The following is a 17,115-nucleotide window of genomic DNA, read 5'->3' as shown; positions in this document are numbered from 1 at the left end:
CGTTCCGGGCGACATGCCTGTTCGGAGGCCGCACGAGCGGTGATCCTCGCTGTCGCCCCCGCGTTCCGGACTGTCCACCCCATGGGTACGCCGTCCGGCGACGGCATGCCGGCCCAAGCGGCCCGAGTTGCCGCCGTACGAAGGCCCACTAGCGTAGGGAGCCGCCGTACCGGGAGGCGCGTGTGACCACGACCGTGATCAACCTCAAGGGCCGCATCCGCGACTTCGGCCCCCGGCTGGAGTTCGCCCCCGGTGACCTGGTGTACATCGGCCGCCGCTGGACCATGGGCCACTGGGACCTGCCACAGCATCCGCTGTTCAACCCGTTCCAGTACGACACCGAGAAGAAGAAGCGCGACGGGACGCGGGCCGAGGTGATGGCCAAGTACCGGGAGTACCTGACGGCCGACCCCGAGCTGCTGGACCTCGTACCGGAACTGCGCGGCAAGACGCTGGCCTGCTGGTGCGCGCCGGAACCGTGCCACGGGGACATCCTGGCGGAGCTGGCGGACGCCTGAGCCCCCAAGCCCAGGCCCGCCACGCCCCCACGCCCCGCCACGCCTCCAAGCCCTCGAGTCCCCACGGGCCCCGGCGGACGCGCATCGCCGCACGTCACCGGCATGAGAAGTCACTCATCCCCCTCTCACCCCGGACTCACCGGCGCGGCACAAGCTGAAGGGAACCTGAAGCGAGGACACCTTCGCTTCACCCTGCGTTCACCAGGAGGACACCATGTCGCGCATCCTGGTCGTGGAGGACGAGCCGCACATAGCGACTCTCGTGGCGAAGGCGTTGCGCCGGGACGGACACGAGGTCGTGCTCTCCGAGGACGGGGAGGTAGGGCTGTTCATCGCCGAGGCGGACGGCGTCGACTGTGTCGTTCTTGATCTCGGCCTGCCCGGACTGCCGGGCGCGGTGATGCTCGGGGTGCTGCGCGAGGACCACCAGGAGCTGCCGGTCGTGGTGCTGACCGGGTACGACGATCCGGAGCACCGGGCAGAGTGTCTGGCTGCCGGGGCCAACGCGTTCCTGACCAAGCCGTTCACCGTCACCGCACTGTGCGGCGCGGTCCGCCGGCAGCTCGCCGTGGCGGGCGCCGCAGCACCGAGGGGCGGCCTGTGAACCGCGTGGTGATCCTCACCGACTCCCGGTATCTCGGCCAGCGTATGCCGGGCGCCCTGGTCGACGCGCTGCGCGGACGGGACGCGCACGCCGTGCTGGCCCCGGCGGACCGGCTTGTCGCCGAGGTCGGGACGGAGGAGGGTGCGGCGTCGGAGCCGGTGCAAGGGACGACGCGACGGGCGCTGCCCGCGCTCAGGCCGGGTGACCTGGTGGTGCCCCGGACCCGGAACGCTTTCGCCCTGTCGCTGCTGTTCCAGGCGCAGCTGAGGGGTGTGCGCACGGTCAACCGCTGGGAGGCGATCCAGGCCGTGCGGGACAAGCCGTACGCCGTGCAGCTACTGGCCCGTGCCGGGGTGCCCACCCCGACCACGTACCTCACCGACCGGCCGGGCTCGCTGGCCGATCTGCCGAAGGCGGCATGGCCGCTGCTGCTGAAGCCCCCGTACGGCGACAACGGCCTCGGGATCGTGCGGGTGGAGTCCCCGGACGAACTGGAGCGGCTGCCCTGGTCCGAGGGCATGGTGGTGGCCCAGCACTACGTCGATGTGGCGGGGATCGACGTGAAGCTGTACGGGGCGGGCGACGAGGTGTGGGCGGTGCGGCGGCCCTCGCCGCTGCTCGCGCCGGCGGAGCCGAGCGGGCCGGTTCTCCTGCCGGTCACCAGGGAGCTGCGGACGCTCGCGCTCGCCTGCCGGGACGCCTTCGGCCTGGAGCTGTACGGCGTGGATGTCCTGCCGTCTCCCGACGGGCCGCTGGTGGTCGATGTGAACGACTTCCCGAACTACACGGGCATAGCCGAGGCCCCCGACGCGGTCGCCGATCTCGTCGAGTGCCGACTCACGGAGGTGATCGCACCATGACCGCGACCATAGCCGGAAGGCGCGTCGTCCTGGTCCACGGCAAGAAACCGACGCCCCATTCCATCGTCTGGGCCGTGCTGGCGGGGCTGCGTGCCCGGGGCGCCCGCATCGTGACCTGGCAGGACGCCCCGGACCTGTCCCGGTCCGTCTTCACCGGCGCCGACCTTGTCATCCTGCGCTCCGTCCACCCGGCCACGGCGGAGTTGGCGAGGGCCGGCGCCCCACCGGAGGCCGCCTGGTGCAATCCACCGGAGGCCACGGCGGTGGTCGCCGACCGGGTGGAGACCTGGCGGCGGCTCCGGGCGGTCGGTCTCCCGGTGCCGTCGGCGCGGGTCGTGCGCGATCCGCGGGTGGTGACCGCCATCGCCGCGGACGGACCGGTGGTGGTGAAGACCCCGCTGGGCAGCCGCGGGGAGGGGGTGACGGTTCTGGAGCGGGGTGACGGCCGTCCGGTCGGCGGCCGGGGTCCCTGGCTGGTCCAGGACCGGGTGCCGGGCGACGGCTGGGACCGCAAGCTGTTCGTGATCGGACCGCACGTCCACGGCACGCTGCGCCGCTGGCCGGCCCTGTCGCTGACGGACAAACTGGGCCGCCCGCTGCGCATGGACAGCCGACTGGCCGCACTGGCGCTCGCGGCGGGCGACGTGTTCGGGCTGTGTGCCTACGGCGTGGACGTGATCGACGGACCGGACGGACCGGTGATCGTCGACGTGAACGCCTTCCCCGGATTCAAGGGAGTGCCCGGTGCCACCCGGCTCCTCTTCGACCACCTGCTGGGCCACCTGTAAGGGGATGCAGTCATGCGCGTAGTCATCGTCGGTGCCGGAAAGCTGGGGTGCGGCTACCTGGTGCCCCTGTTCCTGGAGGCGGGTCACCAGGTGGTGCTCGGCTGCCGCACCCGTGACACCGCGGACCGCATCCGGTCCGTCGGCGGCTGGCGGATACGGGTCACCGGAGGGCGGCCCGAGGAGGTCCACGGCGTCGCCACCGCGGCGGTGGGCAGGGGCCTGGACGAGGCCGTGGCGGCCGCGGACCTGGTCGTGCTCAGCGTCGGCGTCGCCAACGCCGCCGGAGCCGCACGGCATCTGGTGCCCGGGCTCGCCGCACGCCGGGGGCGCCCGGTGGACGTGTGGGTGGTGGAGAACGCCGAATGCGCCCACCTGGTGACCGAGGCGCTCGTCGAGACCGCAGCGGCCCGCGAACTACTACTCCCCCCGGTCGGGGTCGCCGGGGCCGTCGCCCGGGTGGCCGTGGGCCACGGCAGCTGGCAGGCATCGGGGGTGCCCGAGTTCCTCAGCGACACCACACGGCAGCTGGCCGTCGACGCCCGTCCCCTGCGCCTGGCGCCGCCCGATCTGCCCGGCGTGCGCGCCACCGGCCAGTACCGTGCCCGGCTGCACGAGAAGCTGTTCGTCTACAACGCCGGGCACGCGCTCGCCGCGTACCTGGGCTGGCTGCGCGGCCACCGCACCATCGACGCGGCGATCGGCGACCCGTTCGTCCGTCCGGTGGTGGCCGGGGCCATGCTGGAGGGGCGGCGCGCGATCCTCGCCACGTATCCGGGTCTGCTGCTGGGACCGGGTGTGGACCACAACAGCGACGTGCACGGGCCGGTGGCCGACGCGCTCGCCCGCTACGACAACACCGAACTCGCGGACCCGGTCACCCGGGTCGCCCGCGAACCGCTCCGCAAGCTCGCCCCGGGCGACCGCCTGCTGGGCCCGGTCGCCCTGCTGCGCGATACCGCCCACCGCGTCCCGGCCCACTTCGCCCTGGGCATCGCCGCGGCACTGCTGTACGGGTACGGCGACGAGGCGGTGCCGACGACCGACGCGTCGGCGCGGCGACTGCGCCGGCAACTGGACGAGCGGGGGGTGTTCTCCGTCCTGGCCGGTGTGTGCGGCCTGGCAGCCGACGACCCGTTCGCCGCCGCGGTCGCCGCCCGCTACCACGGCTTCGTGTTCACCGACGACGGCGTGCGCTTCCCGCCGACGGCCCCGCTCCCCGGTGTCGGCACCGGCGCCGTGCCCTCCCGGAGGGAACGGCTTTCCGGTCAGGTGGCCCTGTGAGCCGCCCGCGGGTCTGCGTCCTGATCGAGGCGGGCTCGGACGCGGGCCGCAACCCGTTGCTGAAGCCGCTCGGCGCGGCGCTGGCCGCCCGCGGCGCGGAATGCACGGCCTTCGACGCCACCGCGCCGTGGAGCCCCGCGCACCTGCCGACGGCCGACGTGTTCCTGATCAAAGGCGGCGACCCGGCGGTGCTCTGCGCCGCCGGGGCCGTGGCCGACGCGGGGGGCACCTGTCTCAACGGTCTCGACACGACGCTGCGGGTCATCGACAAGGCCCGGGTGCTGGCGCTGCTCGGCCGTGCGGGGCTGCCGGTCCCGGCGACGACCGTGGCGGCCGACGCCGACGCGGTGGCGGGGCTGCTGCGTACGGCCGGGGCGCCCCGGTTCGTGAAACCGCTGAGTGGACGGCTGGGCCGGGGAGCGGGCGTACTGTCCCCGGGTGAGCGTCCGACGGGCGCCGGCCCCTGGCTCGTACAGGAGGTCGTCGACGGGCCCGGCTACGACTACAAGGTGTGCGGTGTGGGCGGCCGGGCCGCGGTGCTGCGGGTCCACGTCGAGCCCGGCCGTCTCGACGTGCCGCGCGTGCCCGTGCCCCACCCGGACCCGGGTCTGATGCTGCTCGGGCTGCGTACGGCCGAGGTGTGCGGGCTGGTCTGCTGGGGCGTGGACGTCGTCACCGGCGCGGACGGTCCGGTCGTCGTCGACGTCAACACGTTCCCCGGCTACCGGGGCGTGCCGGACGCGGCCGGCTGGATCGCCGACGCGGCCCTCGACACCGCGGGCGTGCGCGTGGACGGTGACAGGAGGCCGGTATGGGCGTATTGAGAAGCCTGCACCAGGCCGGGGTCCTCGGCCCCCATCCGGTGCGGGCCGTCGTCGTGGAGGGCTTCACCACCCGGCTGGCGTTCGGCGTGGTGATCTTCGCGATGCCGCTGTACGCCCGGCAGTTGGGCATGTCCCTGACGGAGATCGGTGCGCTCGTCGCGATGAAGGCGCTGGTCGAGCCTGCCGTGAAACCCTTCATGGGCCGGGCGGTGGACCGGTGGGGTGCCCGGCGCGGCTATCTGACCGCGGTGACGGTACGCCTCATCGCGTCGGTGCTGCTGTTCACCGCCACGACACCCGCCTCGCTCTACGCGACGCGCCTGGTCCAGGGCGCGGCGTCGGCGGCGCGCGATCCGGCGTCGATCAGCGTGGTGGCCGACTCCAACGAGCAGAAACTCGGGCGGGCCTTCTCCCTGTCCTTCGGCGCGAAGGATCTGGGCGCCGTGTCCGCGGGGGCGCTCGGCGGGCTCCTGCTGTCCGGGAGCGGCAACGACTTCCGGCTGTTGTGGGCCTTCGTCGCCGCCATCTCCTTCGTACCGGTCGTCGTGGTCTGGCTCTGGGTGCCGCGTCCCGCACCGCGGCGGAAGGACGCGGCGGCGACCGCCGCCCTCGCCACCACCGACCCGGCCACCGGCGAGTCGACGGCCGGCGAGTCGACGGGTGAGCACCCGCTGAAGGCCCGGAGCCCCGCCGGAACACGGTTGTTCGCCGACCCTCGGTTGCGGCTGCTGTGCGCGCTGGGGCTGTTCGCCGGCATGACCGCTCACATGACCCACGGCCTGTTCCCCATACTGGCCTCCGAGGTCGCGGGCCTCACGCCCGGGCAGATCGGTGCCATCTACTCCGCCTCGGTGATCGTGCTGCTCGTTGTCGGGCCTCTGGCGGGCCTGGCCGCCGACCGGTACGGCGCGGCGCCGCTCACCGGGGCGCGGGGGATCGCCAACACACTGTCCTCCCTGCTGTACCTGGCCTTCCCGACGGCCGCCGGCATGCTGAGCGGCCGACTGGTCGACGACGCGGGGAAGGCCGCCTTCCGGCCACCGTGGGGAAGCCTGCTGGCCCAGGCGGCGCGCGGCGCCGGGCCCCGGGGAGGCCGGGTCGCCGCGGGCCTCGACACCGCGCTGTCGGTCGGCGAGGCCGCCGGGCCGGTCATCGCCGCACTGCTGTGGGACGTGTGGGGCCTGGCGGCGTTCCTGCTGGTCCGCGCCGGTCTGGGCATCGCCACCGAGGTCCTCGTCACCCGGCGCCTGGTCCATACCGCACCCGCGCGGGCGGAGCAGCTCAGACCCTGACGGGCGAACCGAGAGTGCCGTGGGCGGCAACGCGGCCCACGATGAGTGCGATGAAGAGGACTGGGCAGAACCGGGTGCGCACCCTCACCGTGGTGCGGTCGGTCCGCGTGCGTGTGCTTGCCTCGATCCTGCTGCTCACCGCACTGGGGATGACGCTCACGGGCGTCGCGGTCTATCTGGTGCAGAACTCCCGGATCGACCACCGGGTGCGGCTGCACGTGGACCGGGAGGCGACGGAGTTCGAGAGGTTCCACGCGACGGCTGTCGATCCGGAGACCGGCAAGCCGTTCGCGTCCCTGGAACGGCTCCTGTTGACCGCCACCGAGCGCAACGTTCCCGACGAGCACGAGGCGCTCCTCTCCTTGATCGACGGCGTGGTGCGCTATTCCTCTCCCGGGTCCAAGGCCGGACCCCTCAGCGCCGACCGGACCTTCCTGCGCACGGTGCACACGGTGGTCGACGGCCGACGACCGGCGCTCAGGTCCGTCGAAACGGCGACGGGACGCGTCCAGCTGGCCGTGCGTCCCGTGACCCGCCAGGGGCGCACCGGGGCCTGGGTCGTCGCGCACTGGACCGAGAGGGAGGAAGCCGAGTTCGCCGACGTCATGCGGGCCTACGTCCTCACGGCGCTCGTGGTCCTGCTGCTGGTGGCGCTCGCCGGCTGGTTCGTGACCGGTCGGCTGCTCGCGCCCATCAGGATCATGCAGCGCACGGCCCTGCGGATCACCGACACCGACCTCACCCAGCGGATCAGGGTCAGCGGGCACGACGACCTGTCCGAACTGGGACGCACCTTCAACGTGATGCTCGGCCGCCTGGAGAAGGCGTTCACCGACCAGCGGCAGTTCCTGGACGACGTCGGGCACGAGCTGCGCACCCCGATCACCGTCGTGCGCGGCCATCTCGAACTCCTCGACAGCTTCGAACCGACCGAGGTGGACGAGGTCAGGGCGCTGGCGATCGACGAGCTGAACCGCATGGCGCGCATGGTCGACGACCTGCTGCTGCTGGCGCGGGCGGAGCGACCGGATTTCCTGCGCCTCGCGGAGGTCGACGTCGGCAGCCTGATCGACGAGGTCCGCGAGAAGGCGCGCGCGCTCGGCGACCGCCACTGGCAGCTGGACGCGCGGGCGGAGACCAAACTGTACGGCGATCACCAGCGACTCACCCAGGCCCTCCTGGAACTCGCCCACAACGCCGTCACGCTGACCGGGGAGAACGACACGGTCGCGCTGGGCTCCGCGGTCGACGAGGCGGACGGGTCCGTGCGGCTGTGGGTCCGCGACACCGGCCCGGGAGTGGCACCCGACGACGCGGCCTGCATCTTCGACCGCTACCGGCGCGGCGCCGCGGGCCGCCGTGGCGGGTCGGGGCTGGGCCTGGCCATCGTCCGGGCCATCATCGAGGCGCACGGCGGCCGCGTCGTGCTCGACTCCCACCCCTGGCGCGGAGCCACGTTCACCCTAGTCATCCCGCGGGTGCGCGACGACCGGCCCGCCCGCGTCCTGACCCGGGCGCCGGCGCGATGAGCCGAATCCTGATCGCCGACGACGAACCGCGCATCGCCGCGTTCGTCGAGAAGGGCCTGCGGGCCGAGGGGTTCGTCACCACCGTGGTCGGCGACGGAGCCGCCGCGCTCGACCGCGCCACGAGCGGAGAGTTCGACCTGCTCCTCCTCGATCTCGGGCTTCCCCTGATGGACGGGTTCACCGTGCTGCGACGGCTGCGCCAGGCGCACGTGGAGCTGCCCGTCGTCATCCTCACGTCGCGCGACTCGACCGACGACACGGTCGCCGGCCTCGAAGGCGGCGCCGACGACTACATGGTCAAGCCGTTCATGTTCGCGGAGCTGCTGGCCCGTATCCGGCTGCAGCTCCGGGCGAACCGTACGGCGGAGCCGACCGTGCTGCGGCACGGCGGCCTCTCGCTGGACCTGCGCACCCGGCGGATCTGCGTCGACGGACGCGTCGTGGACCTCACGGCCAGGGAGTTCGTCCTGGCGGAGTGCTTCCTGCGCAACGCCGGCCAGGTGCTCTCGCGCGAGCAGTTGCTGTCCCACGTCTGGCGGTACGACTTCCATCCGGGCTCGAACATCGTGGACGTCTACGTCCGCTATCTGAGGAACAAGCTGGGCCGCGACCACATCGAGACCGTACGGGGCATGGGCTACCGCCTGGCCGATCCGCCCGCGCGCCCCGACGGCGAGGCAGGGGGCGATCCCGATGACAGCCCCCGGGACGATCCCCGGGGTGCCGACCGTCCGGAGCACCCCGCACAGGACGCGTGACCCGTCGGCGGGCGCGAGCACGCCCGCAGCCCGACCATGCGGCGGGTTCTGCGGCGCGCCGCCTCTGACCTTGGGAATTGCGCACATCATGGGCGTTCACGGCCCGCTCCGGGCGCCGGGTAAACTCCGTCCACGTGACTTCCGCGCCAGCCAAGCCCCGCATCCCGAACGTCCTCGCCGGACGCTACGCCTCCACCGAGCTCGCCACGCTCTGGTCGCCCGAGCAGAAGGTGAGGCTCGAGCGGCAGCTCTGGCTGGCCGTGCTGCGGGCCCAGAAGGACCTCGGCATCGAGGTGCCGGACGAGGCGCTCTCCGACTACGAGCGGGTCCTCGACACCGTCGACCTGGCCTCCATCGCCGAGCGTGAGAAGGTCACGCGGCACGACGTGAAGGCGCGGATCGAGGAGTTCAACGACCTCGCCGGGCACGAGCACGTACACAAGGGCATGACGTCCCGCGACCTCACCGAGAACGTCGAGCAGCTCCAGATCCGGCTCTCCCTGGAGCTGGTGCGCGACCGTACGGTGGCGGTGCTGGCGCGCCTCGGCAGGCTGGCCGGTGAGTACGGCGAGCTGGTCATGGCCGGCCGCTCGCACAACGTGGCCGCGCAGGCCACCACCCTCGGCAAGCGGTTCGCGACCGCCGCCGACGAGCTGCTCGTGGCGTACGGCCGGGTCGAGGAGCTGCTCGGCCGCTATCCGCTGCGCGGTATCAAGGGCCCGGTGGGCACGGCCCAGGACATGCTGGACCTGCTGGGCGGGGACGCCGCCAAGCTGGCGGAGCTGGAGGACCGGATCGCCGGGCACCTCGGCTTCGCGCAGGCGTTCACCTCGGTCGGCCAGGTCTACCCGCGCTCGCTGGACTACGACGTGGTCACCGCCCTGGTGCAGTTGGCCGCGGCGCCGTCGTCGCTGGCGAAGACGATCCGGCTGATGGCCGGGCACGAGCTGGTGACCGAGGGCTTCAAGCCGGGTCAGGTCGGTTCGTCCGCCATGCCGCACAAGATGAACACCCGTTCCTGTGAGCGCGTCAACGGCCTCATGGTCATCCTGCGCGGCTACGCCTCGATGACGGGCGAGCTGGCCGGCGACCAGTGGAACGAGGGCGACGTGTCCTGCTCGGTGGTGCGCCGGGTCGCGCTGCCGGACGCCTTCTTCGCGCTGGACGGCCTGCTGGAGACCTTCCTGACGGTTCTCGACGAGTTCGGCGCCTTCCCTGCCGTCGTCGCCCGTGAGCTGGACCGCTATCTGCCGTTCCTCGCCACGACCAAGGTGCTGATGGGCGCGGTGCGCGCGGGCGTCGGCCGTGAGGTCGCGCACGAGGCCATCAAGGAGAACGCCGTCGCCTCTGCGCTCGCCATGCGTGAGCAGGGCGCCGAGCGCAACGAACTCCTCGACAAGCTGGCCGCCGACGACCGCATCCCGCTGGACCGCGTCCAGCTGGACGCGCTGATGGCCGACAAGCTCTCCTTCACGGGCGCGGCGGCCGCCCAGGTCGCCGTCGTCGTCGGCCGTATCGAGGAGATCGCGAAGCAGCGCCCGGAGGCCGCCGGCTACACGCCGGGGGCGATCCTCTGACCCGCTACACCCAGGCCGAACTGGAGGCCGCCCGCGACCGGCTGGTGCCGGATGTCACCGCGGACGGCCTCCGGGTCCTTTTCTGCGGCATCAATCCCGGGCTGATGACGGCCGCGTCCGGGCACCACTTCGCCCGTCCCGGCAACCGCTTCTGGCCCGTCCTGCACCTGTCCGGCTTCACGCCCCGTCTCCTCAAGCCTTCCGAGCAGGGCGAGCTGCCGTCGTACGGGCTCGGCATCACGAACGTCGTCGCGCGGGCCACTGCGCGGGCCGACGAGCTGACGGCGGAGGAGTACGTCGAGGGCGGGCGTCTGCTGACCACCAAGGTGGAGGAGCTCCGGCCGCGCTGGCTCGCGGTGGTCGGCGTGACCGCGTACCGGGCGGCCTTCGGCGATCGCAAGGCCGCCGTCGGGCCGCAGGACCGGACGATCGGGGCCTCGCGCGTATGGGTGCTGCCCAATCCCAGCGGGTTGAACGCGCACTGGACGGCGGCGACGATGGCGGAGGAGTTCGGGCGGCTGCGGGTGGCGGCGGAGGGCTGATCACCGGGCCCCCTGGGCTTCAGCGGGTCACTGAGGGTCTATCTCCGTTATCAGCGCGACGAGTTGGAACGGCAGCTCCTTGTCCCACTGGGAGACGCCGAGGGCGACCCAGCGTCCGTCGGCCTGCCAGAGGTGCACGTCCGGGACGTGGGAGCTGAGCGTCGCCCAGGGCTCGGGTATGTCCTCGCCCTCCGTGGACCGGTCGAGGACACTCCACAGGCTGAACACGTCCGGGGCGCCCCAGCGTTCGGTCAGCCGCTCCGACAGAGCGTCCCGGTCCGCCTCGTACTGCTCCTCCGTCTCCTCCCGCCGCGTGCCGTCGTCCTCCCAGAAGTCGGCGCTCGTCCGTAACTCGGCGACGTGCCGGCCCGGTCCGGCCGCACCGACGTCCGACCGGCCGGGCTCCGCCGGAAAATCCGCGGAGCACAGCCGGTCGATGACGGCGAGGTGCTGCGTGATGCTCATGGGGTCCAGTAAAGCGGGCACCACTGACAATTGGCGTGGCGTCAGGCATCCCGCCGTCGCACACCCCACGCGCCCGCCGCCAGCGCCGCCGCCGTCCACAGCGCCGTCACCCCCAGGCCGGTCCAGGGGCCGAGCGCGCCGTCGGACGTCTCGTGGAGGACCACCTGGCCCGCCTTGTCGGGCAGGAAGTCCGCGATGCCGCCGGAGACTCCCCCGACGACGAAGGACACGATGAGCAGGAACGGGATGAGGATGCTCAGAGTGGCCACGCCGCTGCGCAGGAGGGCGGTCAGGCCGGCCGCGAGCAGGGCCATCAGCGCGAGGTAGACGCCGCAGCCGACGACGCCGCGCAGGCCCTCGGCGGGCGAGAGCCCGCTCGCTCTGTCGCCCAGGACAGCCTGGCCGACGGCGAGGCTCACCAATCCGGCGAGCAGGCCGACGGCGAGGGCCGGTACGCCGATGGCGACCGCCTTGGCCGCGAACCACCTGCCCCGGTGGGGTACGGCGGCCAGCGTGAGTCTGAGCGCACCGCCCTTGAACTCGGACGAGACGACCGTCGTACCGAAGGCGACCGCCGCGGCCTGGCCGAAGGTGACGCCGAAGAACGCGGCGAACAGCGGGTCGGAGTCGGTGCCGTCGGAGTCGAGTCCGGCGAGCGCGGAGAAGGCCGCGGTGGCGAGGACGACCGCGAGGAGGGCCCACAGCGTCGACCGCAGGGTACGGATCTTGATCCACTCTGAGTGGAGGACGGGTGCGAACGTCATGGTTTCAGGCCTCCTGGGGGTGTGCGGGGGTGACAGCGGCGCCGGGAGCGGCGGTGAACTCGGCCTCCGTGGCCGTCAGATCGAGGTAGGCCTGTTCCAAGGTGCCCTCCTCTGCGGCGAGTTCGAGGATCGTCAGGCCCGCGCCGGAGGCGAGGCGGCCGATGTCGTCCACGCGCGCGTCGAACACCGTCCGGCCTCCGTGCTCGCCCTCCGCCGTCCGGTGGCCGTGCCGTGCCAGGAGGTCGGTGAGGGCGTCGGTTTCCGTGGCGCGCACCCGGACGCGGGGCCGTACGCGCGCGTGGATGAACTCCCGCATGGGGGTGTCGGCCAGAAGGCGGCCGCGGCCGAGGACGATCAGGTGGTCGGCGAACGAGGCGGTCTCGTTCATGAGATGGCTGGAGACAAGAACGGTCCGGCCCTCGCGGGCGAGGCGGCGCAGCAACTCGCGTATCCAGATGATCCCTTCGGGATCGAGCCCGTTGGACGGTTCGTCGAGCAGGACGACGGGCGGGTCGCCGAGCAGGGCCGCCGCGATACCGAGACGCTGACGCATCCCCAGGGAATAGGTCTTCACCCGGCGCCGCGCGACCTTCGCCAGGCCCGTCTCCTCCAGCACCTCGTCCACGCGGGCGGGCGAGATGCGGTTGCTTGCCGCGAGCGCGCGCAGATGGTCGCGGGCGGTGCGGGATCCGTGCGCGGCCCGCGCGTCGAGGAGGGCGCCCACGTGGCACAGGGGCTCGTCGAGGGCGGCGTAGGCCCGGCCGCCGACGGTGGCGGTGCCTGAGGTCGGCCGGGCCAGGCCGAGGACGAGCCGCATGGTGGTGGACTTCCCGGCGCCGTTGGGGCCGAGGAAGCCGGTGACACGGCCGGGTTCCACACGGAAAGTGAGGTGGTCCACGGCGCGGACGGTGCCGTACTCCTTGGTGAGGTTCCGTACGTCGATGCTGGTCATGGGCCCCAGCCTGGCCGTCGGCGGGGTGGCGGGGCCTCCCCCGCGGGTGGGGAGCCTCTCCCCCGCCCGGGGGAGGCCCGTTGTCAGTGGCGGCTGGCACGATGACCGAATGGCCCGCTTCCTGCGCCCGTTGCTCCGGGGGACGACATACACACGCCTGCTTCATCTGTGGGTGCCGATGCTGATCGTGAGCCTGTGGATGTTCATCATGCCCACGCACCCGTGGGTCCCGGCGCTGTTCCTGATCCCCATAGGTCTGATCCCCTCCGTGCGCCGGGGCGAGGGGGTGCAGGCGCGACTGCTTCTGACGCCCGGCGACGATGAGGAATCAGGGATCTCCGTGGGGCCGTCGGCCACGTGGCGGGACCGGTTGCGCACGGTGCTGTGGCTGGAGGTGCGGATGGTTCTCGGGGCGCTCGCTCTGGCGGCCACCGCCTGGCTGCCTATCCTCGCCTACGACCTGGTGCGGGTCGCGTTCGGTCACATGGCGATGGACAACCCGGTGCTGCGTCATGTTCAGCCGCACTGGGCGTACGGCCTCCTGGCGCCCCTCGCGCTCGTCCTGGTGTTCGCCGCCGTCATCGGCCTCGGCGAGCTGATCACCGCCGTGGCCTGTCTGCTCCTGGGGCCCTCGGCCGCCGAGCGGCTGGCCACTTTGGAGGAGCGGACCGAACAACTGCTGGAACGCAACCGGATCGCCCGGGAGTTGCACGACTCCATAGGACACGCGCTGACGGTTGCGGTGGTACAGGCGGGCGCGGCGCGGGCGACCGGTGATCCGGCGTTCACCGCGCGGGCGCTGACCACCATCGAGGACACCGGCCGGGCCGCGCTGGAGGACCTGGAGCGGGTGCTGGGCGTCCTGCGGGAGGCCGGTAGACCCGTCCACGACAGACCCACGCTGACCGAGGCCGACCGGCTGCTGGAGTCCGCGCGCGCCTCCGGCGCGAGGGTGGACGCCGAGGTGTCGGGGCCGCTGAGGACGGTGCCGGGTCCGGTGTCCCGCGAGGGGTACCGCATTCTCCAGGAGTCGCTGACCAATGTGCTCCGGCACGCGGGCGACGTGCCGGTCCGGGTGCGGATCGCGGTCGTGGAGAACAGCCTCGACCTGGAGGTCCGCAATCCGCTGACGGCGGAGATACCGGGGCCCGGCCGGGGCAGCGGCCTGCGTGGCATACGCGAGCGGGCGGCGCTGCTCGGCGGCCGGGCGCTCACCGGCCCCGACCGGGGTGACTGGCAGGTCCGCGTCGAACTGCCCCTGAGCTGAACGGCCGTTCGACCCCCAGGAGCTGATCTACGCTGGCAGGATGCCGCCGATCACCGTTCTGCTCGTCGACGACGAACCCCTCGTACGCGCCGGCCTGCGGGCCGTTCTGGAGGCGCAGCCGGACATCGAGGTCGTCGGGGAGGCGGCGGACGGTGCCGCGGTGATTCCGCTGGTACGGCAGTTGCGGCCGAGCGTCGTCGCCATGGATGTGCGGATGCCTCTGCTGGACGGCATCGAGGCCACGCGGGCGGTGCTGCGGACCGTGCCGGAGCCGCCGAAGATCCTCGTGGTGACGACCTTCGAGAACGACGAGTACGTGTACGAGGCGCTGCGCGCGGGCGCGGACGGCTTCCTGCTGAAGCGTGCCCGGCCGGCCGAGATCGTGCACGCGGTACGGCTGGTCGCCGAGGGCGAGTCCCTGCTGTTCCCGGCCTCGGTACGGCAGTTGGCCGCCGAGTACGGCGACGGGGTGGGCAACCGGGCGGCGCGGGCGGTCATGCAGCGGGCCGCGCTGACCGAGCGCGAGGCGGAGGTGCTGCGTCTGATGGCCCGGGGCCTGTCGAACGCGGAGATCGCGGCCCGGCTGATCGTCGGCACCGAGACGGTGAAGTCGCACGTCAGCGCCGTACTGGCGAAGCTCGGGGCGCGAGACCGTACGCAGGCGGTGATCGCGGCGTACGAGTCGGGGTTCGTGGCGCCCGGCTGAGCCGGGGCCGGACGCCCGGCCGGGGCCGCCCCGTCGGAAGGTCGGGCGCGGCAGGCACTCGCCGGGGCCCATCCCGGCGAGTACGATCCGGCAAACACGGGCGCGAGCTGGGAGGACGGACGTTGGGGCGACTGACCGGCGGGGATCCTTCTCTGCTCCGAAGAATCAACTCGGCCGTGGTGCTGCACGCGCTGCGGGCCACGGACCACGCGACGCTCACCGAGATCACCAGCGTCACCGGGCTGTCCCGGCCCACGGTCGAGGGCGTCGTCGAGGGCCTGGTCGAGGCCGGGCTGGTGGTCGAGCGGGCTGCCGAGGAGGGCGCCGCCCGGCGGCAGGGGCGCCCGGCACGGCACTACCGGTTCCGGGCCGAGGCGGGCCATCTGCTGGGCCTGGACGTGGGCTCGCACCACGTGACCGCGTTGCTCGCGGACCTCGACGGGAGGGTGCTGGGCTCGCTGTCCAGGGACGTCTCCGAGTCGGCGTCGGCGGACGACCGACTGGAGCGGCTGCGCTCGATCGTCGCCGAGCTGCTCCGCAGGTCCGGTGTCCCGCGCGGTTCGCTGCGCGCGGTCGGCGTGGGCAGTCCGGGCATCATCGAGGCCGACGGCGCCGTACGCCTGTGCTCGGCCCTGCCGGAGTGGACGGGCCTGAACCTGGGCGAGCGGCTGAGCCGGTCCTTCAAGTGCTCCGTGCTGGTCGAGAACGACGCCAACGCGGCGGCGGTCGCCGAGCACTGGAAGGGCACGGCCGTCGACTCCGACGACGTGGTGTTCGTGCTGGCGGGGCTGAGCCCGGGTGCCGGTTCGCTGATCGGCGGGCGGCTGCACCGGGGTTACGGCGGCGCCGCCGGGGAGATCGGCGCGCTGCACCTGCTGGGCCGGGAGGCCACCCCGGAGGCGCTGCTGTCGACCACGGGCGAGCCCCTGCATCCGCTCGACGAGCAGGCGGTCGCCGAGGTCTTCAAGCACGCGCGCGAGGGCGACGAGCGGGCCCGCGAGGCCGTCGACCGCTTCATACAGCGGCTCGTCCACGACGTGACGGCCCTGGTCCTCGCCCTGGACCCGGAACTCGTCGTCGTCGGCGGCTGGGCGACCGGCATCGACGACGTGCTCGACCCCCTCCGCCACGAGCTGGCCCGCTACTGCCTGCGCCCGCCCCGCGTCGCCCTCTCCCGACTGGGCGAGACGGCCGTCGCCATGGGCGCGCTCCGGCTGGCCCTGGACCACGTCGAGGAACAGCTGTTCGCGGTGGAGAGCACGGTGACCGCACGGCGCTGAGCCGGTTCCGCGGCCAGGACGCACCGATTCCCGGAAGCACACGGCTGAGCCGACTCTGCGGCACCGAGCTGTGCCGTTCTTCCGGCACAGGGCCGAGTACCGGTTCAGGCACACGGCTGAGGCGGCGCTCCGACGGCTGAGGCGGCGCTCCCGCGCGAGAACGCCGTGCCCCGGACGTCCGGGGCACGGCGGGTGCGGCTCGACGGGGCTGCCGGCGTCGTCAGGACGCGCGGCGCTCCGGGCCGTGGTGGATCTCGACGCCGCCCGAGTCGCCGAAGGTCAGACGGCAGGTGTCGGCACGGTAGGTGGCCACGGAGACGGCCGCCGTGCGCCCCTCGGCGTAGAAGCGGGTGGTGACGACGAGGACGGGCGCGCCGGGCAGCCGGTCGAGTTCCTTGGCGTCGTCCGCGCGGGCGGAACCCAGCTCCACCGAGCGGTCCTGCCCCTCCAGGTCCAGGCGCTGCAGCTCCCGCAGCACGGCACGCGCGCGTGCGGTGCCGGAGGGTGTGTCTATGGCGGAGAGGGCGGGCACCGAGTCCGCCGGGATGTAGAGCAGTTCGGCGGCGACGGGCTGACCGTGCGACACGCGGGAGCGGCGCACGACGTGCACCTGCTCGCCGTGGACGCTCTCCAGGATGTCGGCGACCGCGGCGGGCGGTGCCGAGGACGCGCAGTCCACGGCCTGCCAGGTGTCGTCGGCGGTGCCCGGCCACGCGTGCTGTTCGGTGCCGACCGCTACGCCCACGCGTGGGGGCGCCACGGTGGTGCCGACGCCGCGACGGCGCTGCAGCCGGCCCTCCAGTTCGAGCTGCTCCAGCGCCTGGCGGAGGGTGGCTCGGGCCACGCCGAAGCGGGCCGCGAGATCACGTTCGTTGGGCAGGATCTCTCCTACCGAGAACTCGGAGTCCAATGCCTCACTGAGCACGGTCTTCAGATGCCAGTACTTCGGTTCCGGCACCGATTCCAGCTGCTGGGTCCCCACCCTGTCCTCCGCTGCTTCGCCGTGGCCCGGCGACGTTTTTGGCGCCCTTGTTTATTAAAGGTTGTTGCACTTTCTTGCGACCATAGGCCTGCCCCCACCCTTGGTCAAGACCAATCATCGAACGCT

18 protein-coding genes are annotated in these 17,115 nt (G+C 72.7%); 14 read left to right on the top strand and 4 right to left on the bottom strand.

Annotated elements, in window-relative coordinates:
- Positions 1-182 precede the first annotated feature (182 nt).
- From OG622_RS41485 to mug, 11 genes are all read left to right on the top strand, one after another.
- Positions 183-518, top strand: a complete 336-nt coding sequence (locus OG622_RS41485; RefSeq protein WP_371581909.1) for a DUF4326 domain-containing protein — start codon at positions 183-185, stop codon at positions 516-518.
- A 214-nt stretch (positions 519-732) separates the two neighbouring features.
- Positions 733-1,122 (top strand): response regulator transcription factor, encoded by a 390-nt coding sequence (locus OG622_RS41480; RefSeq protein WP_371581907.1) that lies wholly within the window; start codon positions 733-735, stop codon positions 1,120-1,122.
- Positions 1,119-1,982 (top strand): RimK family alpha-L-glutamate ligase, encoded by an 864-nt coding sequence (locus OG622_RS41475; protein WP_371581906.1) that lies wholly within the window; start codon positions 1,119-1,121, stop codon positions 1,980-1,982. Before OG622_RS41480 ends, OG622_RS41475 begins: the two co-directional genes overlap by 4 nt.
- The gene (locus tag OG622_RS41470) at positions 1,979-2,770 is read left to right on the top strand and encodes a RimK family alpha-L-glutamate ligase (RefSeq protein WP_371581905.1); all 792 of its coding nucleotides are present in this window, start codon (positions 1,979-1,981) and stop codon (positions 2,768-2,770) included. Before OG622_RS41475 ends, OG622_RS41470 begins: the two co-directional genes overlap by 4 nt.
- A 12-nt stretch (positions 2,771-2,782) precedes the next feature.
- On the top strand, positions 2,783-4,051 hold the full coding sequence (locus OG622_RS41465) for a hypothetical protein (protein WP_371581904.1): 1,269 nt from the start codon (positions 2,783-2,785) through the stop codon (positions 4,049-4,051).
- The gene (locus OG622_RS41460) at positions 4,048-4,875 is read left to right on the top strand and encodes a RimK family alpha-L-glutamate ligase (protein ID WP_371581902.1); all 828 of its coding nucleotides are present in this window, start codon (positions 4,048-4,050) and stop codon (positions 4,873-4,875) included. The genes OG622_RS41465 and OG622_RS41460 overlap by 4 nt, the downstream gene beginning before the upstream one ends.
- Positions 4,863-6,167 carry an MFS transporter gene (locus tag OG622_RS41455; RefSeq protein ID WP_371581901.1) on the top strand — a complete coding sequence of 435 codons (1,305 nt, stop codon included), beginning with the start codon at positions 4,863-4,865 and terminating at the stop codon, positions 6,165-6,167. Before OG622_RS41460 ends, OG622_RS41455 begins: the two co-directional genes overlap by 13 nt.
- Positions 6,168-6,217: 50 nt before the next feature.
- Positions 6,218-7,696, top strand: a complete 1,479-nt coding sequence (locus tag OG622_RS41450) for a sensor histidine kinase (protein WP_371581900.1) — start codon at positions 6,218-6,220, stop codon at positions 7,694-7,696.
- On the top strand, positions 7,693-8,454 hold the full coding sequence (locus OG622_RS41445; protein WP_371581898.1) for a response regulator transcription factor: 762 nt from the start codon (positions 7,693-7,695) through the stop codon (positions 8,452-8,454). Before OG622_RS41450 ends, OG622_RS41445 begins: the two co-directional genes overlap by 4 nt.
- Positions 8,455-8,588: 134 nt before the next feature.
- The gene (gene purB / locus OG622_RS41440) at positions 8,589-10,031 is read left to right on the top strand and encodes an adenylosuccinate lyase (protein WP_371581896.1); all 1,443 of its coding nucleotides are present in this window, start codon (positions 8,589-8,591) and stop codon (positions 10,029-10,031) included.
- A 44-nt stretch (positions 10,032-10,075) separates the two neighbouring features.
- Complete coding sequence (gene mug, locus OG622_RS41435) at positions 10,076-10,573, top strand: G/U mismatch-specific DNA glycosylase (protein ID WP_371581895.1); 498 nt, start codon at positions 10,076-10,078, stop codon at positions 10,571-10,573.
- A 27-nt stretch (positions 10,574-10,600) separates the two neighbouring features.
- On the opposite strand, the gene OG622_RS41430 is transcribed toward mug, so the two are convergent.
- From OG622_RS41430 to OG622_RS41420, 3 genes are read right to left on the bottom strand one after another with little or no spacing between them, the layout of a single operon-like run.
- Positions 10,601-11,038, bottom strand: a complete 438-nt coding sequence (locus OG622_RS41430; RefSeq protein ID WP_371581893.1) for a hypothetical protein — start codon at positions 11,036-11,038, stop codon at positions 10,601-10,603.
- A 41-nt stretch (positions 11,039-11,079) separates the two neighbouring features.
- A complete protein-coding gene (locus OG622_RS41425) occupies positions 11,080-11,802 on the bottom strand; it encodes an ABC transporter permease (RefSeq protein WP_371581891.1) in 723 nt (240 codons plus the stop codon).
- Between the two features lie 4 nt (positions 11,803-11,806).
- Complete coding sequence (locus OG622_RS41420; protein WP_371581890.1) at positions 11,807-12,754, bottom strand: ABC transporter ATP-binding protein; 948 nt, start codon at positions 12,752-12,754, stop codon at positions 11,807-11,809.
- 109 nt (positions 12,755-12,863) lie between these two features.
- Here OG622_RS41420 and OG622_RS41415 point away from each other — a divergent pair, with 109 nt between their 5' ends.
- From OG622_RS41415 to OG622_RS41405, 3 genes are all read left to right on the top strand, one after another.
- On the top strand, positions 12,864-14,021 hold the full coding sequence (locus tag OG622_RS41415) for a sensor histidine kinase (RefSeq protein WP_371581888.1): 1,158 nt from the start codon (positions 12,864-12,866) through the stop codon (positions 14,019-14,021).
- Positions 14,022-14,061: 40 nt separating this feature from the next.
- Positions 14,062-14,727: a response regulator gene (locus OG622_RS41410; RefSeq protein ID WP_371581887.1), complete on the top strand. Its 666-nt coding sequence runs from the start codon at positions 14,062-14,064 to the stop codon at positions 14,725-14,727.
- 122 nt (positions 14,728-14,849) lie between these two features.
- Complete coding sequence (locus OG622_RS41405) at positions 14,850-16,007, top strand: ROK family transcriptional regulator (protein WP_371581886.1); 1,158 nt, start codon at positions 14,850-14,852, stop codon at positions 16,005-16,007.
- 220 nt (positions 16,008-16,227) lie between these two features.
- Here the strand turns inward: OG622_RS41405 and OG622_RS41400 are convergent, their stop codons facing one another.
- Positions 16,228-16,989, bottom strand: coding sequence for a GntR family transcriptional regulator (locus tag OG622_RS41400; protein WP_371581885.1), 762 nt, complete (start codon positions 16,987-16,989; stop codon positions 16,228-16,230).
- Between the last annotated feature and the right edge of the window lie 126 nt (positions 16,990-17,115).

The organism is Streptomyces sp. NBC_01314 (genome assembly GCF_041435215.1).
Lineage (GTDB): Bacteria > Actinomycetota > Actinomycetes > Streptomycetales > Streptomycetaceae > Streptomyces.
The sequence above is the reverse complement of the archived record's forward strand: the minus strand, read 5'-3'. Positions and strand labels throughout refer to the sequence as shown.